We start from the raw sequence: 25,230 nt of genomic DNA on the forward strand, positions 1-25,230 counted from the left end.
AACATGAAAAACTCCCTTTCCATGACAGAAAAGGGAGTTTGTTTTTTATGAAAATAGATAAGATACAGCTTCTGAGATGGCAGCTTTTCCTTGATCAATACAATCAGGAATTCCAACACCTTCAAATGCAGCACCCGTGATATAAATACCAGGATATGATTGCTTAAACGTTTCTCTCATCGTCGAAATCTGTTTTTGATGACCCACATGATATTGCGGCATGCTTGTTTTCCAGCGAGTCACTGTCGTCAGCTCTGGATCTGCTTTAATATCCATGATTTTCTTCAAATCCTCCAGCACGATGCTCACGATTTGATGATCAGACTGTTCGACAATTGATTCATCGCCAGCTTTCCCAACATATGCACGAAGCAATGTTTTTCCTTTAGGTGCAGTGTGAGGCCATTTCTTATTTGTCCACGTACATGCTGTAATGGAGAAATCACTATTTCTTGAGATGACAAAACCAGTGCCATCATATTCATTGTGAACATCCTCTTCTTTAAATCCGAGTGCAACTGTTGCAACAGAAGTCGATGTCATGTCATGCAAGTACTCAAGCCCTGCTTCTTTTGGAAACATGGAATAGATCGATTGGTGAGGAGTTGTCACAATGGCAGAATCTGCAAAAAGCGTTTGACCGCTGTCTAATTGAACGCCATAACCTCCCTCGGCTTTTTCGATCTGGGTTACTTTTGTCCCTTTGTAAATCTTCGTCAGCTTGAGTTTACTTTCGACCGCTTCAACAAGTGCTTGCAGCCCTTGATTGATTGTCTGGAACTGTCCTTGCTTTTTCGCTGTCACTTGTTGCGCTTTAGCATGCTGCTGTGATTTTTTCATCCCAAGAATCAAACTGCGATGCTTCTGTTCTGTTTGATAGAACTGCGGGAAGGTAGACATTAAGCTCAGGCGATCAATGTCACCAGCATAAATGCCTGATAGTAGCGGTTCAATTAAATTCTCCACCACTTCATCACCCACACGTCTTCTAAAAAATTCCCCCAGAGACTGATCTTCTGTCTGTTTGCTTTTTGGCAAAACGAAATCCATCGCTGCACGTGCTTTTCCGACAACTGAAAAAAGCCCAGTTGTAATGAAAGGACTGATTTGAGTTGGAATGCCCATGACAGCGCCCTTTGGCATCGGATGAAGGGTTTCATTGACTAATACATACGCTTGCCCTGTTTCATTATTGACGAGCTGATCAGATAGGCCAACATCTTTTGCCAGCTGGGGTCCACTGACCTTTCTTTCTAAAAATGAATCGGGTCCACGTTCAATGATATAACCGTCTTTATATAATGTTTGAATTTTTCCACCTAGCCTAGGACTCGCTTCAATAAGAGATATTTGGATAGGAAGGCCTTTTTCTTCAATTTCCTTTTCCAAATAGAAGGCGGCGGCCAAACCTGTGATGCCACCGCCAATGATGACAAGGTGTTTTTGATTGTCATGCATAGGATCGCCTTCTTTTATATGATTACTTGCTTTCATTAAGCTTCTTTAATACGACTGCTGCCAGTGCATCAATAAATGCTGGTTTCGCATTTGGCATTTCTGGACGATAGTAAGCTGCACCAATTTCATCCGTGACGACTTTACATTCATAATCATTGTCGTATAACACTTCAAGGTGATCAGCGACAAAACCAACAGGCACGTATACAAATGTTTTATAGCCTTTTTGCTCAAATAGGTCACGCGTGAGATCCTGTACGTCTGGTCCAAGCCACGGATCAGGCGTATTGCCTTCACTTTGCCAGCCAATTTCATAATGCTCAATTCCTGCACCTTCAGCAATCATTTTTGCAGATTGTGCAAGCTGATCAGGGTATGGGTCCCCTGCTGCAATAATTTTTTCAGGAAGACTGTGTGCAGACACAATCAGCACTGCTGAATCTCTCTCTTCCTGACTCATGGATGCATACGTCTCTTTCACTTGTTTCACCCAATAGTCCACAAACTTCGGCTCATCGTACCAGCTTTCAACAGAAGTAATGTTCAGATGGCCAAGCTTTTCTGCTTCATCTTGTGCACGTTTGTTATACGATTTCACACTAAATGTGGAGAAGTGCGGTGCTAGGACAATACTCACCGCTTCTGTGATGCCATCTCGGTGCATATCAGCGACCGCATCTTCAATGAAAGGCTCGATGTGTTTTAAACCAATGTATACATGAAATTTAATCTCGTCTTGGATCTCATTCAAATGTTCACACAAGCCATTTGCCTGCTGTTCTGTAATTTTTGATAAAGGAGAAATGCCGCCAATTGCCTTGTAGCGGTCCTTTAAATCTTGCAGCATCTCCGGCTCTGGCTTTCTGCCTCTACGGATATGTGTATAGTAACGTTCAATGTCTTCTTCTTTATATGGGGTGCCATATGCCATGACAAGTAGCCCCATTTTCTTTTTCTCCACAACCAACACTCCTTCAGATCATTTGAAATCATTTAGATGGATGTCTTTTTATGTTTAGCTGAATAATCGTGAATAAAATCTGTCAGCTTCTTTAACGTGTCTGGTGAGACATCAGGAAATACCCCGTGACCTAAGTTAAAGATGAATTGATCTGATTTCATCCCTTGATCTAAAATCGCTGTTGCTCTTTCTTCAATCACTTCCCAAGGAGAAAGTAAAATCGTTGGATCAAGGTTTCCTTGTAACGTTTTTGTTAAGCCTTCTTTTCGCGCTTCGTCTATACTCATACGCCAATCCAGTCCAACGACATCAAGCGGCAAGTCATGCCAATCTTTCGCTAGATGGCTCGCACCGACACCATACATAATCATTGGTACGTTTTCAGACTTCAGCTCTGTGAAAATACGCTGCATGACAGGCTTAATGAAGGTCCGGTAATCTGCTGCATTTAAAGCGCCAACCCAAGAGTCGAAGATTTGAAATGCTCGGACGCCTGCTTTTACCTGAGCGCGTATGTATGTGATCGTCATATCGGCTAATTTATTCATCAAAAGCATCCATGTCTCTGGCTCACTGTACATGAGCGCCTTTGTTTTATGATAATTTTTAGATGGACCGCCTTCGATCATATAGCTTGCCATCGTAAAAGGTGCACCTGCGAAACCAATCAGCGGAACATTCAACTGCTCCTCTGTTAACAGCTTGATCGTATCAAGCACATACGGCAGGTCTTCTTCAGGATGAAGCTCTCCAAGACGCTGGATATCTGCCTTTGTCCGAATAGGCGAGTCAATCACTGGTCCAATTCCATTTTTAATTTCAACATCCACACCAATAGCTGGAAGCGGAGTCATAATATCTTTATATAAAATAGCGGCATCTACACCATATTGTTCTACAGGAAGTCTTGTTACGTAAGCACATAGCTCTGGCTGATGCGTAATTTCAAATAGCCCGTATTTTTCTTTAAGGGCACGATATTCAGGCTGCGAGCGTCCTGCCTGTCTCATATACCAAACCGGTACATGGTCTGTTTTTTCCCCTTTGCACGCCTTTAAGAACGTGTCATTAAAAGCCTTCGTTTTTCCCATTACCTTTCATTCCACCTTTCGCCTCACACTCTCTTTGTATAAGGCTCAAACACTGCTTTTACTATACCGCTTTTTCAGGGCTCGGTATACTAAAGCGGCTCAATGTTCAAAAAATCGCCGAATATTAACGTCCAAAAGCCTCTGGCTTGATATAAGCACTGCCTTCGCCTTCTTCTTGTGTTTGAGTATTGTATGGAACAACCTTATACTGCGCATCTGAAAACACATTCGCATACGGCATTGTGTAGCTGTTTGTTCCTGTTACAGAATCGATCAGGGTCTCGCTTCCATTTCTCTTTTCATAAATACGATATTCAACGCGTTTGTCTTCCTGTTCATCCCATGACAGCTCCAATGTAAAGAGCCCTTTGATTTTAAATGCATAACGTGCTTCAAAGCCTGACAGTCCTTCTAAATGGATTGGCGATTGAAGTTCTTTAATTCCCTCTGGTTTTTGGAATGTTTCATTGGTTATTTGGGCTGTCGTTAAAATATCTTTCATTAACTGCACTGGATACTGACTGCCGCCAGTTAAATAATGACTGTTATCCGTTTTGTCATACCCCATCCAGATTGCCCCTGTTGTACTAGGCGTGTAGCCAGCAAACCAAGCATCTTTCGTTGCCCCTTTGACACCGGAATACGTAGTTGTGCCTGTTTTACCAGCCAAATCTCCAGCGTATGATCCGCTCTGAGCGGTTCCGCCTTTGACGACCTGTTGAAGCATTCTTGTCATATTCCAAGCATTTTGTACGCTAAACACTCGTTCTTCTTTGTTTCGATTTTTTTCAACGGTTTCACCATCATCATTCGTGATTTTCTGAATGAAGAACGGCTTTTTATAGACGCCTTCATTTGCAAATGTATGAAATGCTCCAGCTATCTGCAACGGAGAAACCCCTTTTTCTAAACCGCCAAGCGCTATGGCAAGTCCTTTATCCGAAATATCCATTCCCATTTTCTCAAGATAGGATTTAGACGTATCGATGCCAAGCTGGCTTAACGTCCATACGGCAGATGTATTTTTACTTTTCATGAGAGCCTCTACCATCGTGACCCTGCCTTCGTACTGTCCATCGTAGTTCTTTGGAGAATAGCCGTCATAGCTTTTTTCCTTGTCCTCAAGCAGTGAATACGGTCTGAATTTTTTCTCCTGCATCGCTGGACCATATACTGCGATCGGCTTAAAGACAGAACCAGGCTGTCTAACAGCTGTGACTCTGTTATAGCCTCTTGCCTGATATTCTCGTCCGCCTATTGCTGCTTTTACACCACCAGATGCGTTGTCAATAAACACAGCGCTGCCTTCAGGTGACCCGCTTTTTCCCGGGAAATAACGATTGTTTTTCATCGCATCATAGGCAACTTTTTGCAAATTCATATCGATTGGTACCGTAATGGTATAGCCGCCTTGAAGCAATTGTTCATGCGAAATCGAATACTGTGATTCTGCTTCTTTAATCATGAGATCTACATAACTGTCCACCCAAGGGGTTTCTGATTTCTTTTTTAAATGAATACCAAGTGTTCTTCCTTTTGCTTCAACTGTTTCTGTAGAAGACAAATATCCTTGTTCATTCATTAAATTCAGGATGGTATCCCGTCTTTGTTTATTTTTATCTGGGTGTAGAACAGGGGAATACGTTGAAGGTGCCTTTGGCATGGCAGCAAGTGTAGCTCCTTCACTGACAGTGAGATCTTTTACATCTTTACTAAAATAGTAATTGGCCGCTGCTTGGATCCCATAGACGCCATGACCAAAGTAAAGCTGATTCAAATACATTTCAAGCAGCTTGTCCTTTGAATAATCTCTTTCTAAATTGATCGCAATAATGACTTCTTTTGTTTTTCGAAGAAACGTTTTATCATTTGTGAGAAAGATATTTTTGGCGAGCTGCTGGGTGATGGTACTGCCGCCTTCTACCTTTCCACCTGCTAATATATCTCGATAAACCGCCCTTGAAATCGATTGTGCATCAATTCCGTGGTGCTCATAAAAGCGCTTGTCCTCTACAGCAACAAAAGCTTTCGCCACTTTATCTGGGACCTCTTTTAATGACACAGGGTCCCGATTTTCTGAATACATGCTTGTGAGTTCTTTTCCATTCTGATCAATGATTTTCGAGGAAGCGTGAAAAACGAGCTTCTTCTCATCTATGACATAATGTCCTAAAAATAAAATGGTCAGATAGCCAATAAATGAAAGCACGATTGTACTTCCTGCAATGACTAATGGAATGATTATCTTCTTTTTCTTCAAATTAGGTCACCTCATTCCTTTATACGGATAGTATGGGATGTATTGCTTCATAATATGTTTTATGGATTGACTACCAAAGAATTATATATCATTCTTTTGTTATACTATCAAGCAGGAGGCGGTTTAGATGAATTTCTATATTACATATGGAACAGCAGACTTTTTGCAAAAAATCGCAAAAAAACATCATCTTGAAAATCTGCTTTATACGGTCGGTAAGGAACAAGCGGCTCTTTTTCATGAAACGGAGGGTGAGACAGTCTTTAAAGCCCCCCATGCCTATGATGTGATTTATACAAAAGGTGAGCTCGTCCAATCTGGCTTTGTCACGCTGAATCATATCCCTGTAAAGCTCGAAAGCAGAGCACTTTTTGAATCCACCTTTCAGAAAAAAACAAACATGTCAGAACACCAGCGCGGCTTTCAGGCGCTTCGTGTGTTAAGACCAAAAAAGGATGAAGAGGTGTACTTGATTTTGACACTTTGGGAATCTGAAGACTTATTTCAAGACTTTCAAGAGTCAGAAGCGTTCTTTCAGCCGCACGAGGATACTGGCTCCATCTTCTCTCGTCCTGCCTATCTGACATCCTATCATGCCGTCATAGACCATTAAGGAAGTGCTGCTCTTCGCACTTCTTAGATTGTTGACAAAGGGCTAAAATGTTGTTTATTTTAGCCCTTTGTCTTCTTTTCAGCGTGATAGAAAACCTTTGCAGTTTAGGAAGGACGAGTACTGGCGCGGAGCGAATTTCACATTCTTGAGCACCAGCACGCAGGACTGACAAAGAATGCGAGGGTTGGCTACACGCTGGGAAGTGCTGCTCTTCGCACTTCTTTTTTTCATAAAAAAAGCCCTTCTGCTGGGCTTTTAACGCTTTTCTCTAAGCTCGTACCGATGAATGATTGGCTGAAGTACATAAAAATTCAGCAAGATCCATCCTAATAAGATGGGCCATTTGAGCATAGGTGAAGCACCTTTCATCTGAATAAGTAGTACCAACAGTGGAATCAAACAAATCATCAAAAAGCTCATCTTTGAAACGAACGTTTCTTTGATTTGATGCCGGCAGCTTGGACAAAGCATCATTCTCGTATGCGATAAATGAAATTTTTCGACGAAAGAAAATGCTTTTGAACAATTTGGACAGCTTCCCAATGCCACTCCCCCTTTTTCAAGCTTCATACTTAACCTTCGACTTTTATGTAAAATGACCTTTTCTGTCATTCTCGACATCCTCTTCTGTTGAAAGATTCTAACAATTACCATACAATCAGTAAAAGAGCCTAAAGGAGGTTTTCGGATCAATGACAGTATCCACTTTACACAAAAGGATCAATGAACGTCTTGATGAACATTATGAGGAAATGGTTGAAATTAGACGCCATCTCCATATGAATCCAGAACTTTCTTTTCAGGAAGAGGAAACAGCTGCTTACATCGCTCAATATTATGACAGATTACATATCCCAACACGTACACATGTAGGCGGACATGGTGTACTCGCTTTTATTGAAGGAGCTTCCCCTGGACCGACCATTGCACTGAGAGCTGATTTTGATGCACTTCCCATTCATGATGAAAAGGATGTACCTTACCGTTCAACAAAACCTGGCGTCATGCACGCATGCGGTCACGATGGCCACACAGCAACACTTCTCGTCTTAGCGAAGATCTTACATGAGCACCGAGATCAATTAAAAGGAAAAATCGTCCTCATTCATCAACACGCTGAAGAATATGCCCCCGGCGGTGCGAAACCAATGATTGAAGATGGCTGTTTAGACGGTGTTGACGTCATTTTCGGCACCCACCTTTGGTCCTCAGAGCCATGCGGCACTGTTCTTTATAAAAGCGGGAACTTTATGGCAGCCGCCGATCGTTTCTCTATTCAAGTGCAAGGGAAAGGCGGACATGGCGCACAGCCGCACCTGACGAAAGATGCCGTACTCATCGGTTCACAAATTGTAGCCAATCTTCAGCAGGTCGTGGCCCGTAAAGTCAACCCGATTGATTCTGCGGTGGTATCTGTAGGGGGATTTGTCGCTGAAAATGCCTTTAACGTCATTGCAGATTCGGCCGTGCTAACAGGTACTGCACGTTCCTTTGAAGAGAGTGCACGCCATATCATTGAACGTGAAATTGAACAGGTGGTGAAAGGTGTCTGCCACATGCACGATGCCTCTTATACTTATGAATATGTAAGAGGCTATCCTGCAGTCAAAAATCACCCTGCACCAACTGAATATATAGCAGAAATAGCCAAACAGACAGAAGGAGTCACAGAAGTAAAAGAAGCCGAAACCCAAATGGGCGGAGAAGACTTTGCTTACTACCTTCAGCATGTTCCTGGTACTTTCTTCTACACAGGCGCTATGCCAGAAAACAGCCAAGATGTGTATCCACATCACCATCCGAAATTTGATATTAACGAAAACGCAATGCCTGTCGCAGCAAAGGTACTCGCTCATGCCGTCCTTTCCTACGATGAATAAAAAAAAGCCGCTGCCACCAGCGGCTTTTCTATTTCGATTCTTTCAACACTCTCAAGTGAAACACATGGCGTGCGACTTCACCAAGCTGTCCTGTCAGCTGATGATTTGCCACCCCGCCAACAGCGGCACCGACCACAGGCATTAATTGAAACAGCTTCACAAGGTCAATATAATCTCGATATTCCTGCTGAAAGCTATACCAATCCATTTCTTCCCGGGTTGTTTCCCATTCTTCAATGAGTTTCATCATTTTTTGACGGTGTGTACTGCTTGAAAAGGCGAGTTGAAAAATACAAAGCAAAAAGAGCCTTTCCTCTTTTTGAGACAAATCAAATCCATATATACAGGCAAGCTCATAAAGACATTTCATTTTAATACTCAAAAGTAGAGGGAAATCCGCCATTCCGAGAAACAATCCACCCGCACCTGTGCCAATTCCTTCAATCGCAGCGGCCTTTTGATAATATGTCACCTTTTCCTTTGCCAGCTCATTTCGCTCTACAAGAGACAATTGTTCATCAATGACTGTAAATGAAGTAAAATGGCTTCCTGATACGGTGGATTCAACCATTGTTTTCACCGCACTTGTGATGACTTGATGAAATCGAGCAGGGATTCGGCGATTCACTTGCTGCTGAAAACCTTTTGAAAACCGCTCGATCTTGGATGGTTTTCTTAAAAAACGCATTTGAAAAAAAATGGCCTCTTCATACAGTTCCCGTTCAGCTGCATTCATCCCAGTTCCCTCCTTGGTGACATCATACACACGCTGTAAAAAATGCTTATCTCATCTTTTTTAATCTGCTTTGTACGTAAGGCTTGAATAGGACAAGCACAAATACCAATGAAATGAGAAGAGCAAGTCCGCTTCCCTTCCATCCACCTGCTGGGAAAACGGCGGAGCTCAGTACAATTGACTGGATGATGAGTACATTTCGTACGAGAACAAAAAAGCTTCGATCTTTTTCTTGCTGAGACACAGGATAAAGTGCCTGTAACGACAGATGAGCAAAGTGCTTTGTTAACGGGACAAGCTGTACACCTGTGATAAAGACTGTAAACAAGACAAGTAATGCCCCCACCCAGCCTGCTGCACCTGTATACAAGAGGATGAGCACAAACACGACCGTTAACCTAAACACTAGACCAAAATAGTCATTTGAACGTAAAAACGCCCTCACATACATATAAGAAAAAGCTTTACGCTGTTCATAAGGGACAAATTGCAAGACCCAGTCCATATACGCCCTTCTTTTCACTTGTTTCTTTAAATGAGGGACATCCGTAAATAAGTTTGCCAAGCGGTAAAAACGCTGTTTTCGTTTTAACTCATCAGAAATATGCAATTCCCATTGAAAGGGCTGTTTTTTTACTGTATTTGTTAGATAAATGAGATAGACAGCATATAAAAGATAAAAGACGATGGCAATGGCATAAGCTGCTTGTAAAACGGTATACATTAACATTGTATTGAGCAGAAAACGAATCACTGCATCAATCCATCTCACATGTTTCCCTTGAAAATAAGTGATTCTCCACTGAATCGCTGTATTCAGACCTTTTATTAAGATCATTTGCGCCAAAATGAGCACATATAGCATCAGATCGCCTGAGGAGACAGTCGAATATAGCGGAAGTGCAATAATGGACACGGCAATCAAAGGAAATAACTGAGAAATGAAGCTAAAGTTAAACGCTTGTTTTAAATAAGGGTCCATCTTAGCTTCCAAAGGAAGCATAAACACAAGATCTGCCTCTTTGATCAACGTTCGCACGTAAGAACTAGTCAGTACCAATGAGAAAACAACTGCCATGACCCAATAGGATGGGAAGTGAGCTGGAATATGCTTCAGCCAATTACTGTACCAGCTCGCCCCGCCTGCAAGGAAAAAAATGAGCACAATCACAAGATGATCATTGAACATATATTTTAAATATTTTCTTGTTTCTTGTACGTGTTCTTCTAATCGTGATTTCCAAATGGTTTGCGTTGTTTTACTCATAGCTTTCTTCCTTTGTTAATTCCAAATAAAGATCATCGAGTGTCGCATCTCTCATGTTGAACTGTTCTCTTAGTTCTGTCAGTGTTCCTTTCGCTCTAATTTCCCCTTCATGCAAAATAATAAAGGAATCACAATAACGTTCCGCTGTGGCTAAAATATGCGTTGACATCAGAACACTTGCGCCGTTTTGTTTCGCCGCATTCATCCGTTCTAATAGTGCGTTGATCGCAAGCGGATCAAGCCCTAAAAACGGCTCATCGATAATATACAACTCTGGCTCCACAAGAAACGCACACATAATCATCACCTTCTGCTTCATCCCTTTAGAAAAATGAGCAGGGAACCATTTCAATCTCTTCTCCATTCGGAATTCCTTCAGCAAAGACGGCAGACGTTCTTCTAATTGTTCTTTTGAAAGGCCGTAAGCCATCGCTGTCAGCTCTAAATGCTCTTTTAACGTTAATTCTTCATATAAGACAGGTGTCTCTGGAATAAACGTAAATTGTGAACGATACGCCTCTTGATCTTCTTGAAGGGTTCGTCCATTCAGCTCAATGACCCCTTTATGAGGTTTCATTAATCCAATAATATGACGAATGGTTGTACTTTTTCCCGCCCCGTTTAAGCCAATGAGACCAACGATTTGGTTTCTTTCTAATTCAAATGAAATATTTTTCAGAACGGGATTCTTTGTATATCCACCCGTTACATCTTTTACAGTTAGAAGGGACATCAGTTCGTTCCTTTCTTTCTTTTTTCCTTTATAGTACCAAAAACGAAAGACAATTTGAAATGTTTACCTATAGACAACTCATGAATAAAACATCGGCATACTGGTCATCATAATGTATGTAGAAGAAATGAACTTGATGACCAATACGTAAATGAGGTGTTTGTTAAAGGCAATAACCGCATGACAAGTTGGTTTTTCATCTAAAAACCTTAGCTTCTGTTTTGCTTCACTGATTCTTGATTTTTGTGTCCTATACAAATATGTATACGACGAATCAAAACGTCAAATGAGGTGTTTACGGCAGAAATAGCAGGCATATGAATTCTTTATTTCAGTAAATAGAGAATTCAAAAGGCATATCAAATGAAAGCATCAGCATTTCTTCTGCAGGAGCAGGATGAGCGACCAAAGGAGTTCGCTTGTCCTGTTTTCTTTTTTGCTTCTTTTTGTGATACGATAAAGGAAAAATAATGAGGAGTGACATGGCGTGAGCGACTGCATTTTTTGCAAGATCATTGATGGAGACATTCCATGTGCAAAAGTATATGAAGACGAGCATGTATTGGCTTTTCTTGATATCAGCCAAGTAACAAAAGGACATACCCTTGTAATCCCGAAAATACATAAAGAAAACATTTATGACATGACACCAGAAGTGTCTAATCATTACTTCCAAGCGATTCCAAAAATCGCTAGAGCCATCAAACAAGAATTTGAACCAATTGGTTTAAACCTTCTGAACAACAACGGTGAAAAAGCCGGACAATCTGTGTTCCATTACCATATGCATATTATTCCGCGTTATGGCAAAGGCGACGGCTTTGGTGCCGTATGGAAATCTCACCAAGATCAATATACATCAGAGGATTTAAAAGACATTTCTTCTGCCATCCATACGCGCCTTACCTCATCTTAATTGATGAGGTTTTTCTTTTTTTCGCCTCTTTTCTGAGCTTATCCTCTGAATCGTAAGATATTTAGGACGATTCAAATTTTTTGTCCAAATGCTTCAAATTTGTGATAGGATGGTTTTATCTTTTGATCCATTAACGCGAGAAATAGGGAGAGATTGTGATGAAGCGAACGACGAATTTTAATGCTGGTCCGGCGGCGCTGCCGCTAGAAGTGCTTCAAAAAGCACAGGAAGAACTTGTTGATTTTAAACAAACCGGGATGTCTGTGATGGAACTTTCTCATCGCAGTAGTGAGTATGAAGAAGTCCACAATAAAGCGAAAGCACTCTTGGTAGAATTGATGGACATTCCAGAAGATTATGAGGTCCTCTTTTTACAAGGCGGGGCAAGTCTTCAATTTGCAATGATTCCGATGAACTTCTTACATGAAGGCGAAACGGCTCATTTCATCCAAACAGGTGCTTGGTCAGAGAAAGCCTTGTCAGAAGCAAAAGGGTTTGGTGAAACATCAGTGTTTGCCTCAAGTGAAGACGACAACTATTCGTATATTCCAGATGTAGATGCGTCCGTTTTAAATGACGGTGCTTACTTGCACATCACATCGAACAATACCATTTTCGGTACTCAGTGGAAAACGTTCCCGAACACGTCACTCCCGCTTATTGCCGACATGTCCAGTGATATTCTCAGCAAAAAAATAGACGTGTCTTCATTTGATTTCATTTATGCCGGGGCACAAAAAAATCTAGGGCCTTCTGGTATCACGATTGTGATCGCGCGCAAACGTTTATTAGAGAAAGAAAAAAGCGGCACACCTAAAATTTTAAAATATTCAACACATGCCAAAGCCAATTCTCTTTATCACACACCACCGACTTTTGCGATTTATATGCTGTCCCTTGTCCTGGAGTATGTGAAACAGGCGGGCGGCGTAGAAGCAGCAGAAAAACGCAATGAACAAAAAGCAGCGCTTCTGTATGACACGATTGATCAAAGCGGCGGTTTTTACAAAGGGCATGCACGTGCTGACAGCCGTTCGCATATGAATGTCACGTTTACCCTGCGTGATGATGCACTCACTGCATCCTTTGTGGAGAAAGCAAAACAAGAACAAATGGTTGGACTCGCCGGCCACCGTTCTGTTGGCGGATGCAGAGCCTCGATTTACAACGCCGTCTCTATAGAAGACTGCCAAAAGCTTGCGGACTTTATGAAAAAGTTCCAGCAAGAAAATGAGTAAAAAGGCTTTTCTATCGTGAAATAAATTTGTTATAATAACGAGAAATATAAAGTCATGACTCTTGCAATAAATGATCAGCCATATTATTGGAGAGTTCTAAGAGCTTAGCAGAGGAGAGCATAGAAATGAAAACAAAAGAATTAGTGATTATGTCATTGCTTGCAGCAATGGGAGCTGTTTTGCATACGATTTTCCCGCCCATCTTTTTCGGAATGAAACCTGATATGATGCTGGTCATGATGTTTTTAAGCATCATCCTTTTTCCGAAGGTACAGCATGTCGTTGTGATCGCCCTAGTCACGGGGGTCATTTCCGCTTTGACAACAGGTTTTCCAGGCGGACAAATTCCAAATATGATTGATAAACCGGTGACAGCCTTTATCTTCTTAGCCCTTTTCTTATCTTGCCAGAAGATCAAGAACAAAGTCGTTCTGACCGCTGTACTCACCGCTGTTGGGACCGTCGTATCGGGCGTGATTTTCCTATCTGCCGCTTTACTGATTACTGGACTGCCGGCTGCGTTACCAGCACTTCTTGTAGGTGTTGTCCTGCCAGCAACTGTGATCAATACGATAGCTATGGTATTTGTCTTCCCGATTGCTCAGTCCATATTAAAGCGCGCAAGAATGATTGAAGTCGCTTAACGAATAACTGAACCTCTTCATTAGATGAAGAGGTTTTTTTCATGCTTCTATAAAAGAAAAAGGGTAAGCAGCAAAATGGAGAGCGAAATCCCTGCACCTGCTGCACACACAATTGCTTTTTGTCTTAATACATGTTTTGGCGGATAAGACCCCGCATACCCAAGCTGCCTTACATAATGAATAGAACCACCTGCGAAAATCACACACATACACGTAAAAACGAACAGAAAGACAGACAACCTTCTCCCCTCCCTTTTCTTCAAAAGTATGCTAAAATAAAGCAAGCTATGTATGGAAGTTCAATGAAGCTGATCGTCAGCTCAGAGAGAACATGCGAATGTGTAAAATTTGACTAGAGGTGATTGGAATGGCTAGTGGACGTTCTTTATTAACAGGATTATTTGTAGGCGGTCTCCTCGGAGGTGCGGCAGTGCTCCTGACGACTCCCTCTTCTGGCAGAGATGTACGCGGAAAGATGAAAGACGGCTATGACAAATTCGAAGATACGCTGACAAGATTAAAAAGAGATGGACAAGCTTTAAAAGAGCAGATTGTTGAAACCGCAAAAGAAAGTGCTGAGGTCATTAAAGAGGTCGGAACTGAATTGCAAACATCCATTCAGCAATGGCGCGAGGAAATCAAACCTCATCAGCAGGACTTACAAAAGGAAATTCAGGAAATTGAGGAAAAGCTCAAACAACTGGAGAAAACCTTACAAAACTAATATACTCACAAAAAAATATTCGTTTACAAAAGTGTGCGGGGTGCGTATCCCGCACTTTTTTTGTTGAAAAAAGGTTATTTTGTCAATGTTTTTCATGACTTTTAAAAATTCTTGAATTTTCAGCTTTATTAATCTTTATTTTATTGGCATAATAGAATTACAAGAAAAAGAGAAGTAGGTGAAATGGATGAATCATTCGGAACAGCCTTTCGATGTAAAAGAAGCACTTTTATTCAGTCAAAGAATGGCCCAATTGAGCAAAGCTCTTTGGAAATCCATTGAAAAGGACTGGCAGCAGTGGATCAAACCGTATAACCTAAATATCAATGAACATCATATTTTGTGGATTGCGTATCAATTAAAAGGAGCTTCAATATCAGAAATTGCAAAGTTTGGCGTCATGCATGTATCAACGGCGTTTAACTTCTCTAAAAAATTAGAGGAAAGAGGATTTTTAAAATTTTCTAAAAAGTTAAACGATAAACGCAATACGTATATTGAACTAACGCCAAAAGGCGAAGAGACATTCCATAAACTACTCGAAGATTACGACCCGGCCCGAACTGGTATTGTCAAAGGCGCACAGCCGCTCCATGACATTTACGGAAAGTTCCCTGAAATTTTAGAAATGATGTGTATTATCCGAAACATTTATGGTGAGGATTTCATGGAGATTTTTGAGAAATCGTTTTCAAACATTGAGAAGGACTTTTTGAATGAACGTGGGAAAGTCACGAAAAAGCCTGAAGAACTTGAAGACTCAGCGGAGGAAAAAGCGGCTAAAGCAAATCAAATTGTTTAATGATCTTTATAAATTCATTCATTAACGGCTGAAACAGCCCTTGATCATGCAAAGCAAAAATCGTCTCATGAACATCCAGCTTTTCAATTAACTGTCCCGCAAACAGCGCAAGGAGATCGTCGAACATGACGTAGCCTTGTGCTTTTTGCTTGTCCATTTCATCTGAGAGCTCAGCACAAATACGCTCAATGTCCTTTGCCTCTTCTTTCGATACACGCTGCCGGATCAATAGCGCATAATATGGATAACGGCTCATATCTGTCGCCGTCAGTAACAGTTCCATATAATATTCGAGCTGGCTCATTCGTTCCTCAATACTCATGTACGTTCCCTCTTTCTCTTAGTCACTCTATTTTAGCCGAAATTACTCATTGACGAAAGAGACGAACCTCCCCCTTATGTCTTTTTTTCTTGAAAAACCCAAAGTTTCCTCTCTTTATTCCATATGAATGTAACAATTTATTTTTTTTCATGAAAACCATTGATTTTTATCCTCAGGAAGAGTAAATTATCTTGAGATATTCAATTAGTTTTTTTGAGATTGGAAGGATGAAAAATGAATTGTTGGAAGACCATTAATCTTGAAAAGGATTATGGTTATACGAGAATGATGATTTCAGCCATATGTCTTACTGTATTTTTTTTCATTATGGCATTTTTATGTTTTCAACTGACTCATCCTGAAACGAGACTCAGCAGTCACAATGCACCACTTTTTGTCGTGCTTTTACTTGCGACATTGCTTGTCCACCGCGTGGTTCACTTGATCCCAGTCATGAAACATAAGAAAAAAATGACGTTATTTAAACGAAATTGCTGGCAGCGCGTGCCTAAGAGAGTGATGCTTTTCTCACTGCTCAGCCCGTTTTGTGTCATCTCACCTGTTTACTTTGTTTTAGGAATGGCATTTCCAATGTACGCACACTATTTTATCATGATCGCAAGTATTCATGCAGGCTATTGTTTGCCTGACTTTTTATTTGCTTGGAAACTGCTCAAAGCGCCAAAATCATGCATCATTGATCAAGCCCAAGACGAGTTTGATATTTTAGTTGACCCAACTTCCTCATCATGAGGTTTTTAAAGCCAACTTCTATCTTTTTCATAAAAAATTTGGTAATGTAGTATGGGAATAGCATAGAGAGGGGGGATCTCCGATAGTTTTATTTTACTTCATCGTCTTTGCCGCGTTTATTGTGTATTCAATAAACAGGCTTACTAATACATTATGCCTTGTCAGAGAGATTCCTGAAGAACGGCAAGATAAGGTGTTTCGCTTTATCAATGTATCGATACTGATCTTACTGATCTCATCATTTGTTGAAATTACCATATCTATTTAAGATCAAAGCAAAAGCTGCCTGTTTGATGGCAGCTTTTTGTGTATGATGATCTATTAGCAAATCCAAGATGCACCGATAATGATCAATAAGATGAATAATACGACGACTAGTGCAAAACCGCCAGCAAAGACTTCTCCTCCCATGTGAAAACACCTCCTGCCAGTTCTTCCTCTGTTCTAAGCTCAGTGTATGCAGAAAATTTTAAAACGTTTAGGCACTTGTCATCGTTTTAAAAAAGAACCGCCCGCACGCATGGCAGGACGGCTCCTTTCTGTAACAGCGATTTAATTAATAAAGATATGCTGCACCAACGATGATCAGCAAAATGAATAGCACGACCAATAAAGCAAACCCATTAGAATATCCTGCTCCCATATAATTCAGCCTCCTTTTTGTGATCAATATATGTGTATGTTGGTCGCAAAAATTTGACTAGACGAATGCCCTCCCATTTGCATTTCTTTTTACAGCATGTCACAATATGTTATGATACAAGCAATGATAAATAAATTGGAAAGATTAGGAGTGTTTTTTGAATGAAAAAAATGGCTTTAGCAGCTGTAACAGCAGTAAGTGTTTTAACTCTTGGCGCATGCAGTAGCGGTGACAAAGAAGTGATCGCAACAACAAAATCAGGAGATGTCACAAAAGAAGAGCTTTACACAACACTTAAGAAACAAGCAGGTGGAGATGCTTTAAACCTACTTGTTCAACAAAAGGTTCTTGCTGACAAATACAAAGTATCAGATAAAGAAATTGATAAGAAATTGGAAGAATATAAAAAGACACTTGGTGAAGATCGTTTAAAACAACTTCAAGATGAATTCGGAAAAGATTACATCAAAGATCAAGTAAAATATGAGCTGCTGACTCAAAAGGCTGCCAAAGCTAACATCAAAATCACTGACAAAGAAGTAAAAGCGTATTACGATGACCTAAAAGGGAAAATCCGTGCAAGCCACATTTTAGTTGCTGACAAGAAAACAGCAGATGAAGTAGAAAAGAAATTAGATAAAGGCGAAAAATGGGATGACCTTGTATCTGAATATTCAACTGACACTGCTTCAGCAGCACAAGGCGGCGATGTAGGCTGGTTCGCAAAAGATGGCCAAATGGATGAGAACTTCAGTAAAGCTGCCTTCAAACTAAAAGTAAATGAAATCAGCAAACCAGTAAAATCTCAATTTGGTTACCATATCATTAAAAAGACCGAAGAACGCGGTAAATACGATGACATGAAAGCAGACTTGAAAAAAGAACTGCTTGATCAAAAACAAGCCGATAACAATGAAATTCAAACGATCTTAAACAAATTGGTGAAAGATGCTGATGTGAAAGTAAAAGATAAAGAACTTGAAAATACATTCAAAGAAAAATCTGAGCAAACCACACAACAAACAACAAACCAATAATGAACGAAAAACCCCTCTACATGAACTTGTAGAGGGGTTTTTTTATTCTTATTGATTATGCAATCGAATGGTCCTCATGCTTCGCCGTTTCCTGGGATCGTTTCATTTGCTGTCCTTGACGTCTACGCTCTCTCTCCTGCTCCATTCGTTCGATAAAGATTTCTCCCTCTTTTTCAATAAAGGATTGATCAATCTCTTGCTCCTCTTTGGCTGTCGTCATTAATTTATAGGCACAAAAGATAATACCAATGATACATGCATATACCCACCATGGAAAAAATAACATTGTCTTCCCCTCCTTTTTCAGGACTAATCTCTCTTCCTTTGTGTTACATGCTTATGCGAAAAGAAGACAAGTTATGAAAAAAAACGCCCGCATCAAACGGGCGTTTTATCATGATGATTCATTGTGAAAGGTTGGTTTATAAAACGAACGATTCTCTAGTGCAAAAATACGCTCTGTATATTCTCCTGGCTTCACATGCTCAAGCGCACGATCCATCATGTTCATTTTTGCATCTAAATTATCTATATAGTGGAGAATTTCGGCTTCCTTCACCATTGGTGGTTTAGGACTGCCCCACTCCCCTTTTCCATGATGACTCAGCACTAAATGCTGCAGAATCAGAATTTCCTCAGAATCAATGCCAAGCTCCTCTGCGGCTTTCGCAATTTCTGTCACCATAATAGAAATGTGGCCAATTAAGTTCCCTTCTACTGTATATGTGGTGGAGACAGGACCCGAAAGCTCTTTGACTTTCCCTAAATCATGTAGAATGATCCCTGAATATAAAAGATCTCGATCTAGTGATGGGTATAGATCAACAATGGATTTCGCTAAATGAAGCATCGATACCACGTGATAGGCAAGACCCGAAACAAACTCGTGATGGTTTTTCGTAGCTGCTGGGTAATCAGCGAATTCCTGTCCATATTTCTTCAGCAAATGTCTTGTGACACGCTGAATATTAGGGTTTTTCATATCAAAAATATATTGCATGATGGTATCCATCATATCGTGCTTTGGAATAGGAGCTGTTTCTAGAAAATCATCAATGCGGATTTGCTCGTTTTCAGCAACAGGACGTATATTCCTAAGCTTCAGCTGATTCCTTCCGCGATAATGATGAATATCACCTACTACCTTCACAATGGTTTGCGCAGCATATGTGATTTCATCATTCTGCTTTGCATCCCATAGCTTCGCCTCAATATCTCCACTTTGATCTTGAAGAATTAACGTTAAAAATGGTTTGCCATTACTCGCAATCCCTTTAGTAGATGATTTAATTAATAAATGCAGGTCAACTTGTTCGCCGACGTCATAGGTCATGATCCCTTTAGCCATTCAATAAATGCTCCTTCCATGTTTCTGCTCATATAAGTATAACATAAGTCATAATTTGTCAATCATTCCACTACTAAACTCGTAATCTGCCCGTCTTCCGCTGCTTGTTTCATATAATGATGACAAGTGAAATAAAACAGCTGTGTTTCAAAACGAGTGAGTTCACTCATCAGCTCCAGCACCCTGTCTAGACGGACATGATCAAAGTGAACGAAACTGTCATCCATCATAAATGGGAGCTGACAATCTTGCTGGTGGGACAAAGCAAGTGCAAAACGAATCGAGAGATAAATTTGCTCACATGTTGCTTGTGAAAGCTCCTCCGGGCGGAATAGGCGTCCATCCCTCCGTTTCACAATCAGACGGTCATCTTCGGCAGAAAATAAAATCACTTCATAACGATCATTCGTCAACGGCTGAATAAATCGGGAAGCTGTTTGGAGGAGTGCTGGTAGCCTCGTTTCTTTATGCTCATTGAGTTTCTCTCGAATGACGGAACGAACGAGCTGAATAGCCGCCCATTTTTTCGCTAGATGCTTTGCCTGCTCCTGCTCTACAGCAAGCTGATGAGTCAAATCAGACACCGTACCTGATGCTTCTATTTGGCGTATTTCTACTGCTAATTCTGCCAAGCGTTTTTTCATATTCGTCACATTCTCTTGCATGTCATTCAGACGCCTTTTTGCTTGTGCACACTGCTCCTCAAGGGTGCGTAAACCTTTACGGACAATGACCTCTTCCTCATCTATATAACCGCTTTTGTGCAGCTCTTGGTTCAGCTGCTGCAAATTGTACAGCCGCTCCCGGTATTCTTTTGATAGATGAGATAGGACATGATAATCTTCTTTTGACGCTGCTTCTACTTTTCGAAAAAGCTCGTCCGTTTGTTTTTCATAATATTGAACTTCTCCTTCTAATGTTGTCAGCTGCTGCTCTACATGTTGAATGGATACGTGCAATGTCTGACGTTCTTTTTCTCTTTTTTCCTCATCTTTCAATATCTCTTGAAAAGCTGAGATATTCTCTTGAATGGTCCCTTCTTTTCTTTGAAGGAGACTCATGAGCGCTGAAACTCTTTGCTCGTAGATCGATTGCTGCTGTGTGAGCATCTCTATTTCCTTGTTAAGCGCCTCATATGCCGCTGTATTCGCTTTTAATTGTTTCAAGATATGGAAAGCTTCCACAAGGAATGAGAGCTCTGAGGACAACCCCAGCTGCCTTCTCATACCTTCTACTTGCTGCTGTACAGGTTCCAGTTCCCGCTCCCAGTCTTCATATTGCTGTATCATTCTTTCGTATAAAAGCTCCTTTTGCTTCACTAGCGTTTCAGCTGAAGCTGTTTGAACTTGAAAAGAATGATAGGCGTTACTGTCGTTTGCTTCCTTCAGCTGAGTCTGTTTAAGCACTGGATAAATAGCAATCAAGATAAATACGGAAAATCCTGCAAACAGTAACGTCACCCAGCTCTCTGCTAAAACGAATAAGACCGTGAGAATGATAGCACATAGCACGAACATCAGCGGGAATAACCACACTCTGGAATGCTTCTGTTTCACTGTAGCCCTTGTGCCCCTGACATCTTCTGCATCTTGCTCTTTAACGGGCTGTTCCTTTAATCCTTTTAGAGCGGTTTCCGCTTCTTCCAGCTCATGTCTTGCATGATCAAACCGGTCATCGAGCTGTGTTTTCCTATCCATTAAACGAACGTATTGGCTCACAGCCTCTTTTAATTCCCACTCAAAGTCAAGTGAATCATCCAGCTGGTCAAGCTTGATTGGACGCTGCCACTTCAGCTTCGCTGATGCTTCTTCTATTTTTTGTTTCAAAGAATTCTGCTCTGTTTTCCCTTCTGCTAAGCGTTTCTTCACAAGTTCAGCATCAGATGATTCAGCTATGACTCGCTTCATCTCCAATACCGTATCCTTGTCATAGAGTGGCTGAACTTGCGTGAGCGACGTTTGCAAATGATCTAATTTTTGTTTCAGTGCCGTCACTTGCGCCTTTTTTGGGTGAAGGTGTGATTCTAATTTATCAAGTTCATGCGCGGTTTCCGGTCTAAACCGTTTGACTCGTTCTGGATAACTAGCCAAATCTTTTTTTAACTCTATCTTGTTTTCTATCATAGGATAAAGTCGAATATGTTCCGTCAAAAGCTGAATCTCTTCTTCAGTCTGTCTCATTTCATGCTGAAGCATTTCTACCTTTTCGGTTAATTCAGCTTGTTCTTTTTTCTTTGCGGTATAACGACTTTCTACCAATTTGGCCTGTTTCAACTTACCTGACAGCTCTTTTACATGATCAAGCTGCTGATTTAATTCAGGCTTACGTCCATTCGGTTTAAAAAGCTGCTCCTGCTGTTTTAGCAGCCTACTGTCCATTTTGGATGCCGCATCTGAGCCAAACAAACTTGAAAAGAGTAGAAATTCCCCTATTTGATCTTGATTTAATGCTTGTACATTTTGCAGACCAAACACGTCAAAAGAATAGATCGATTGGTATAATCTGCGATCCGTTCCCTTTAACATCGCATGTAGAAACGCTTCATCTTTCACTTCACCATTTGGCAGCAACACCTGAGCTTGGCCGCCATGATCAGATGTTCTTTCAATATGAATCACACCTAATTCCTCATCTAAACATATAAGAGAACCACCATAAAACGAGCCATGCTTTGGCTTATACATATGGCTTTTGGAAAAACCAAATAACATCGATTCAATAAACGCCTTCAATGTCGTTTTCCCCGATTCATTCAGGCCATAAACTAACTGAAAACCGTCATCAGAAAAGTGGAAGGTTTGATTGGAAAATTTCCCGAAATTCGCAATATGGAGTGAACGTATTTTCATCATGCCTCTCCTTTTCTCATAATTGCTTCAGCTGTTCTGCCAGCAGCCTTTGTGCCTCTTCTTTAATATCGATCTCGTCCTCTTTTGTAAGAGCTTTTCCTGCTTTTCTATAGGTTGGATGACGCTTGATCGGTAAAAGCAGCTCATCATACGCATCAAACTCGGCAATTTCTGCTGTTAGTTCTGTCAAAAAAGAATCTTCTGGATAGACGGCATCTTCATGTGTCCGGCAGTCAATCGACATCACCCAAACAAACAAGTCTTCATCTTCCTCCTGTTCATGAAGTACAGCCATCAGCTCCTCAAGCACTTCAAGCTGTGTGAGCTCCATATAAGCAGGAGCATCGCCAGTTAGTACGATTTTCACAAAATGAGGAACACCTCTCTCTTTCAGTCCACTCATCTTTTTGTCCACAAGTGTCACAAGATCGGTCATATGAGCGGTATGTGTGATATCTATTGTCAATGTCTCAAAGATGACATCTGAACAGCTCATAAACTCCGCTCTTTGAGCATCTTCAGATAGGTAAACGACATAACAGCCTTTCTCTCCTGTTTCTTTTATATGTCTTCCTTGTACGTTTCCAGGATAAATCACCATTGGGTCTTCATGCAGAAGAGCCCGCTTATGAATATGTCCAAGCGCCCAATAATCAAAATCCCGCGCTAGAAGCTGCTGTAGCTGAAATGGTGCATATGCATCATGCCCTTCTTGACCTGCTAAAGTGCCGTGAAGCATTGCAATATGATAGGGGGCATTTGTTGTTTTTTCATAATAAGGTGTCATATTTTCATGGACAGCTCGCTCTTTGTAGCTGAACCCGTAAATACTTGCCACAAGCTGACCTTCTCTATAAAAGGCTTGCTCACTTGGCGTACTGCTCAAAAAAACGTGAACATTCTCTGGCCACTCAATTGGTGTCCATTCACCACCTAAATGATCATGATTACCATAAATAATAAACACTTCAATCCCGTGTGATTGTAGCTTAAGAAACTGATTTCTTAAAAAAAGCTGTGCTTTTAGGCTACGGTTCGATTCGTCAAATATATCTCCGCTAAGCAGCATAAAGTCTACTTCTCGATCAATTGCAAGTTCAAACATGTTCTTGGCACTTTGAAATGTACTTTCTTTCAACCTCTTAAAAATTCGGTTCGGTATATTGGACATTCCCGCAAACGGACTATCTAAATGAAGATCTGCGGCATGAATAAAAGTGAGCTTCGTCAAACGTCTATCTCCTTGTACGTTACTGTAGTTGTCCATATTTTATCACGCCGTTTTTACGAATGCACGTTCTATCGCTCTCATTCTAAAAAACACATTTTTAGGGGTGAAAAAAGAGGTTTTAACTTCCTCCTTGTATAATTCATTAAAAAACAAGAAGGAAGGGAAGATCAGAGATGGAGAAAACCTACTATTTGACTGTATTTGATTCGTCAGGTGAAACCTTATTAAACGAAAAAATCACCACAGATAGTGATGAAAAAGCAAAAGAATTAGGACGTCATCGTTTAATCGAACAACAATACACAAAGCATTCTCACCGGCTCGTAAATGATGCAGGTAAACTTCTTTTATTTGAACGTTAAAAAAGCCGGCATCCGCCGGCCATTCAATCTTCTATTTAATGAAACACAGGACGTCTTTTTTCCAAAAACGCTTGAACACCCTCCTGATGATCACGGCTTTGTCTCAGTCTAGCTTGTGCAGCACGCTCTTTTTGAAGAACGGCTAACAGCTGTGATTCTGACTGCTGAAAATAAATCATCTTTGTTTCAACAAAGGCTTGAAGCGGCATATTTAAAAATGGCTTGACGCACGCTTTTTGATACGTATCCACCTCATCTTGAAACACGCCGTCTGCAAGGCGAAGCTTGAGCGCTTCTTCAGCCGGCAGCTTTTGTCCGCTCCAAATCAATTGTTTAGCGGTTTGTTCACTAACTCTTTTGGTGAGGAAAAAATGCCCTCCGCCATCTGGGATTAACCCGATTCCATTAAAGTTCATGGCAAGTTTAGCATCTTGATGCATAAACAAATAGTCACAGCTAAGGGCAAAGCTAAAAGCAAGACCAGCCGCTGCCCCGTGGACAAGTGCAATCGTCACTTTTTTCATACCGGCTAAAGAAAGTGTAATTCCCTCGATCAAATCCATCACGCGATGAAAATCTTCTTCACGATCTTGCTTTAGCATCATGCCAATATCTCCGCCTGCTGAAAACCCTTTGCCCATCCCCTTGAGTACAACAATTTTCGCACTGCTCTCACTCGCTGTATCACACGCTTCCTTCAATTCAGCAAACATGTCAACATGAAACGAATTATACGCTTCAGGTCTATTGAAAGCGATTTCAAAAATATCCCCATCTACCTGACAATTGATATATCTCATCATCCATTCCCCCTCTTTCTTTTCAAGCTCATGACTTACTTCAATTTCCATCAAGCAATTCCTTTTCCTCTACACAAAAAATTTCAAGATCAACTGATACTAAAATAAGCATAATTGTTGAAACGAGAAATATATTTTTATATAGTAAAATAAGAAATAAAACATCATATGAAAGGGGGAGAATGGTTGATAAGAAGTTCCATATGTATATTGATTAGCTGCATCGTCATGTTTTCTCCCTTTTCAAATGTCGTTTTTGCTTCACAAGCAGAAGCGAGCACACCGAGCCTGATTTCTCCATCGATTTATGATGAAGAAATCAACGCTGTGAAGACACCTCCATTTTCAAAAAAACATGCATCATCTCTTCTGTTAAAACAGAGGTTATCAATGGGCGCTTCAAAAGCTTTTCTTGTAAAGCTTGCACCAGCCACTGCGTTATCCATTGATTTATGTTTTTTAGAAATGAAGTGTGCAATCCCCATTATGTACCAATCAAATTACCTCGACTGATTCATTTTATTTCATCCGTACTCACTATATGAAAAACAAAACCTATCAT

29 protein-coding genes are annotated in these 25,230 nt (G+C 40.7%); 12 read left to right on the forward strand and 17 right to left on the reverse strand.

Annotated features, from left to right (window positions below):
* Positions 1–45 precede the first annotated feature (45 nt).
* The 4 genes from hemY to ACRRMM_RS09120 form a co-directional block, all read right to left on the reverse strand.
* Positions 46–1,458 carry a protoporphyrinogen oxidase gene (hemY, locus tag ACRRMM_RS09105; protein ID WP_345912186.1) on the reverse strand — a complete coding sequence of 471 codons (1,413 nt, stop codon included), beginning with the start codon at positions 1,456–1,458 and terminating at the stop codon, positions 46–48.
* 22 nt (positions 1,459–1,480) lie between these two features.
* Positions 1,481–2,419, reverse strand: a complete 939-nt coding sequence (gene hemH, locus ACRRMM_RS09110) for a ferrochelatase (RefSeq protein WP_428828854.1) — start codon at positions 2,417–2,419, stop codon at positions 1,481–1,483.
* Between the two features lie 32 nt (positions 2,420–2,451).
* Positions 2,452–3,510, reverse strand: coding sequence for a uroporphyrinogen decarboxylase (gene hemE, locus ACRRMM_RS09115; protein ID WP_008348864.1), 1,059 nt, complete (start codon positions 3,508–3,510; stop codon positions 2,452–2,454).
* 124 nt (positions 3,511–3,634) lie between these two features.
* Positions 3,635–5,770, reverse strand: coding sequence for a transglycosylase domain-containing protein (locus ACRRMM_RS09120; RefSeq protein WP_017360307.1), 2,136 nt, complete (start codon positions 5,768–5,770; stop codon positions 3,635–3,637).
* 127 nt (positions 5,771–5,897) lie between these two features.
* On the opposite strand from ACRRMM_RS09120, the gene ACRRMM_RS09125 reads away from it, so the two are divergent.
* The gene (locus ACRRMM_RS09125; RefSeq protein ID WP_007497177.1) at positions 5,898–6,383 is read left to right on the forward strand and encodes an antibiotic biosynthesis monooxygenase family protein; all 486 of its coding nucleotides are present in this window, start codon (positions 5,898–5,900) and stop codon (positions 6,381–6,383) included.
* A gap of 255 nt (positions 6,384–6,638) precedes the next feature.
* Here the strand turns inward: ACRRMM_RS09125 and ACRRMM_RS09130 are convergent, their stop codons facing one another.
* Entirely contained in the window at positions 6,639–6,995 is a 357-nt protein-coding gene (locus tag ACRRMM_RS09130) for a hypothetical protein (RefSeq protein ID WP_008348868.1), read from the reverse strand.
* Between the two features lie 80 nt (positions 6,996–7,075).
* On the opposite strand from ACRRMM_RS09130, the gene ACRRMM_RS09135 reads away from it, so the two are divergent.
* Complete coding sequence (locus ACRRMM_RS09135; protein ID WP_008348870.1) at positions 7,076–8,263, forward strand: M20 family metallopeptidase; 1,188 nt, start codon at positions 7,076–7,078, stop codon at positions 8,261–8,263.
* A 28-nt stretch (positions 8,264–8,291) separates the two neighbouring features.
* Here the strand turns inward: ACRRMM_RS09135 and ACRRMM_RS09140 are convergent, their stop codons facing one another.
* The 3 genes from ACRRMM_RS09140 to ACRRMM_RS09150 are packed head-to-tail and all read right to left on the reverse strand — an operon-like array spanning position 8,292 to position 10,999.
* Positions 8,292–8,999: an EcsC family protein gene (locus ACRRMM_RS09140; protein WP_428828853.1), complete on the reverse strand. Its 708-nt coding sequence runs from the start codon at positions 8,997–8,999 to the stop codon at positions 8,292–8,294.
* Positions 9,000–9,045: 46 nt separating this feature from the next.
* Positions 9,046–10,266, reverse strand: a complete 1,221-nt coding sequence (locus ACRRMM_RS09145) for an ABC transporter permease (RefSeq protein ID WP_428828852.1) — start codon at positions 10,264–10,266, stop codon at positions 9,046–9,048.
* Positions 10,259–10,999: an ABC transporter ATP-binding protein gene (locus ACRRMM_RS09150; protein WP_008348877.1), complete on the reverse strand. Its 741-nt coding sequence runs from the start codon at positions 10,997–10,999 to the stop codon at positions 10,259–10,261. The genes ACRRMM_RS09145 and ACRRMM_RS09150 overlap by 8 nt, the downstream gene beginning before the upstream one ends.
* Before the next feature lie 487 nt (positions 11,000–11,486).
* Between ACRRMM_RS09150 and ACRRMM_RS09155 the strand changes: the two genes are divergently transcribed.
* From ACRRMM_RS09155 to ACRRMM_RS09165, 3 genes are all read left to right on the forward strand, one after another.
* On the forward strand, positions 11,487–11,915 hold the full coding sequence (locus ACRRMM_RS09155; RefSeq protein ID WP_008348883.1) for an HIT family protein: 429 nt from the start codon (positions 11,487–11,489) through the stop codon (positions 11,913–11,915).
* Between the two features lie 158 nt (positions 11,916–12,073).
* Positions 12,074–13,153 carry a 3-phosphoserine/phosphohydroxythreonine transaminase gene (gene serC, locus ACRRMM_RS09160; RefSeq protein ID WP_428828851.1) on the forward strand — a complete coding sequence of 360 codons (1,080 nt, stop codon included), beginning with the start codon at positions 12,074–12,076 and terminating at the stop codon, positions 13,151–13,153.
* A gap of 125 nt (positions 13,154–13,278) precedes the next feature.
* Entirely contained in the window at positions 13,279–13,797 is a 519-nt protein-coding gene (locus tag ACRRMM_RS09165; RefSeq protein ID WP_008348886.1) for a tryptophan transporter, read from the forward strand.
* A 47-nt stretch (positions 13,798–13,844) separates the two neighbouring features.
* Here ACRRMM_RS09165 and ACRRMM_RS09170 read toward each other — a convergent pair whose 3' ends face one another.
* On the reverse strand, positions 13,845–14,036 hold the full coding sequence (locus ACRRMM_RS09170; protein WP_008348888.1) for a hypothetical protein: 192 nt from the start codon (positions 14,034–14,036) through the stop codon (positions 13,845–13,847).
* Between the two features lie 128 nt (positions 14,037–14,164).
* Here ACRRMM_RS09170 and ACRRMM_RS09175 point away from each other — a divergent pair, with 128 nt between their 5' ends.
* Together ACRRMM_RS09175 and ACRRMM_RS09180 are read left to right on the forward strand one after the other, a co-directional pair.
* Positions 14,165–14,521 carry a YtxH domain-containing protein gene (locus ACRRMM_RS09175; RefSeq protein ID WP_007497160.1) on the forward strand — a complete coding sequence of 119 codons (357 nt, stop codon included), beginning with the start codon at positions 14,165–14,167 and terminating at the stop codon, positions 14,519–14,521.
* A 187-nt stretch (positions 14,522–14,708) separates the two neighbouring features.
* Positions 14,709–15,323, forward strand: a complete 615-nt coding sequence (locus tag ACRRMM_RS09180; RefSeq protein WP_008348891.1) for an HTH-type transcriptional regulator Hpr — start codon at positions 14,709–14,711, stop codon at positions 15,321–15,323.
* Here the strand turns inward: ACRRMM_RS09180 and ACRRMM_RS09185 are convergent.
* Positions 15,301–15,645, reverse strand: a complete 345-nt coding sequence (locus tag ACRRMM_RS09185; protein WP_007497157.1) for a YhaI family protein — start codon at positions 15,643–15,645, stop codon at positions 15,301–15,303. The two genes, ACRRMM_RS09180 and ACRRMM_RS09185, sit on opposite strands and share 23 nt — an antisense overlap.
* Positions 15,646–15,879: 234 nt before the next feature.
* Here ACRRMM_RS09185 and ACRRMM_RS09190 point away from each other — a divergent pair, with 234 nt between their 5' ends.
* Together ACRRMM_RS09190 and ACRRMM_RS09195 are read left to right on the forward strand one after the other, a co-directional pair.
* The gene (locus ACRRMM_RS09190; RefSeq protein WP_007497155.1) at positions 15,880–16,398 is read left to right on the forward strand and encodes a DUF3267 domain-containing protein; all 519 of its coding nucleotides are present in this window, start codon (positions 15,880–15,882) and stop codon (positions 16,396–16,398) included.
* Between the two features lie 82 nt (positions 16,399–16,480).
* Entirely contained in the window at positions 16,481–16,666 is a 186-nt protein-coding gene (locus ACRRMM_RS09195) for a hypothetical protein (RefSeq protein WP_072368131.1), read from the forward strand.
* Between the two features lie 53 nt (positions 16,667–16,719).
* On the opposite strand, the gene ACRRMM_RS09200 is transcribed toward ACRRMM_RS09195, so the two are convergent.
* Both ACRRMM_RS09200 and ACRRMM_RS09205 read right to left on the reverse strand, forming a co-directional pair.
* Positions 16,720–16,809: a YjcZ family sporulation protein gene (locus ACRRMM_RS09200; RefSeq protein ID WP_017360317.1), complete on the reverse strand. Its 90-nt coding sequence runs from the start codon at positions 16,807–16,809 to the stop codon at positions 16,720–16,722.
* Positions 16,810–16,954: 145 nt separating this feature from the next.
* Positions 16,955–17,041 carry a YjcZ family sporulation protein gene (locus tag ACRRMM_RS09205; RefSeq protein WP_008361129.1) on the reverse strand — a complete coding sequence of 29 codons (87 nt, stop codon included), beginning with the start codon at positions 17,039–17,041 and terminating at the stop codon, positions 16,955–16,957.
* Between the two features lie 161 nt (positions 17,042–17,202).
* Here ACRRMM_RS09205 and ACRRMM_RS09210 point away from each other — a divergent pair, with 161 nt between their 5' ends.
* On the forward strand, positions 17,203–18,078 hold the full coding sequence (locus ACRRMM_RS09210) for a peptidylprolyl isomerase (RefSeq protein WP_007497153.1): 876 nt from the start codon (positions 17,203–17,205) through the stop codon (positions 18,076–18,078).
* Between the two features lie 55 nt (positions 18,079–18,133).
* On the opposite strand, the gene ACRRMM_RS09215 is transcribed toward ACRRMM_RS09210, so the two are convergent.
* The 4 genes from ACRRMM_RS09215 to ACRRMM_RS09230 all read right to left on the reverse strand — a co-directional run bounded on the left by ACRRMM_RS09215 (position 18,134) and on the right by ACRRMM_RS09230 (position 23,506).
* On the reverse strand, positions 18,134–18,364 hold the full coding sequence (locus tag ACRRMM_RS09215; protein WP_017360318.1) for a sporulation YhaL family protein: 231 nt from the start codon (positions 18,362–18,364) through the stop codon (positions 18,134–18,136).
* A gap of 108 nt (positions 18,365–18,472) precedes the next feature.
* Positions 18,473–19,426, reverse strand: a complete 954-nt coding sequence (yhaM, locus tag ACRRMM_RS09220; RefSeq protein WP_052321011.1) for a 3'-5' exoribonuclease YhaM — start codon at positions 19,424–19,426, stop codon at positions 18,473–18,475.
* A 62-nt stretch (positions 19,427–19,488) separates the two neighbouring features.
* Positions 19,489–22,275: an ATP-binding protein gene (locus tag ACRRMM_RS09225; protein WP_057079746.1), complete on the reverse strand. Its 2,787-nt coding sequence runs from the start codon at positions 22,273–22,275 to the stop codon at positions 19,489–19,491.
* Positions 22,276–22,291: 16 nt separating this feature from the next.
* Positions 22,292–23,506 (reverse strand): metallophosphoesterase family protein, encoded by a 1,215-nt coding sequence (locus ACRRMM_RS09230; protein WP_057079747.1) that lies wholly within the window; start codon positions 23,504–23,506, stop codon positions 22,292–22,294.
* A 173-nt stretch (positions 23,507–23,679) separates the two neighbouring features.
* Here ACRRMM_RS09230 and ACRRMM_RS09235 point away from each other — a divergent pair, with 173 nt between their 5' ends.
* Positions 23,680–23,868, forward strand: a complete 189-nt coding sequence (locus tag ACRRMM_RS09235; protein ID WP_024719988.1) for a YhzD family protein — start codon at positions 23,680–23,682, stop codon at positions 23,866–23,868.
* Between the two features lie 35 nt (positions 23,869–23,903).
* Here ACRRMM_RS09235 and ACRRMM_RS09240 read toward each other — a convergent pair whose 3' ends face one another.
* Entirely contained in the window at positions 23,904–24,719 is an 816-nt protein-coding gene (locus ACRRMM_RS09240; RefSeq protein ID WP_428828850.1) for an enoyl-CoA hydratase, read from the reverse strand.
* 135 nt (positions 24,720–24,854) lie between these two features.
* Between ACRRMM_RS09240 and ACRRMM_RS09245 the strand changes: the two genes are divergently transcribed.
* Entirely contained in the window at positions 24,855–25,181 is a 327-nt protein-coding gene (locus ACRRMM_RS09245) for a potassium:proton antiporter (RefSeq protein ID WP_234710318.1), read from the forward strand.
* Positions 25,182–25,230: the final 49 nt, after the last annotated feature.

The sequence above is a fragment of the Bacillus sp. XT-4 genome (assembly GCF_050864245.1).
Classification (GTDB): Bacteria; Bacillota; Bacilli; order Bacillales; family Bacillaceae; genus Bacillus; species Bacillus altitudinis.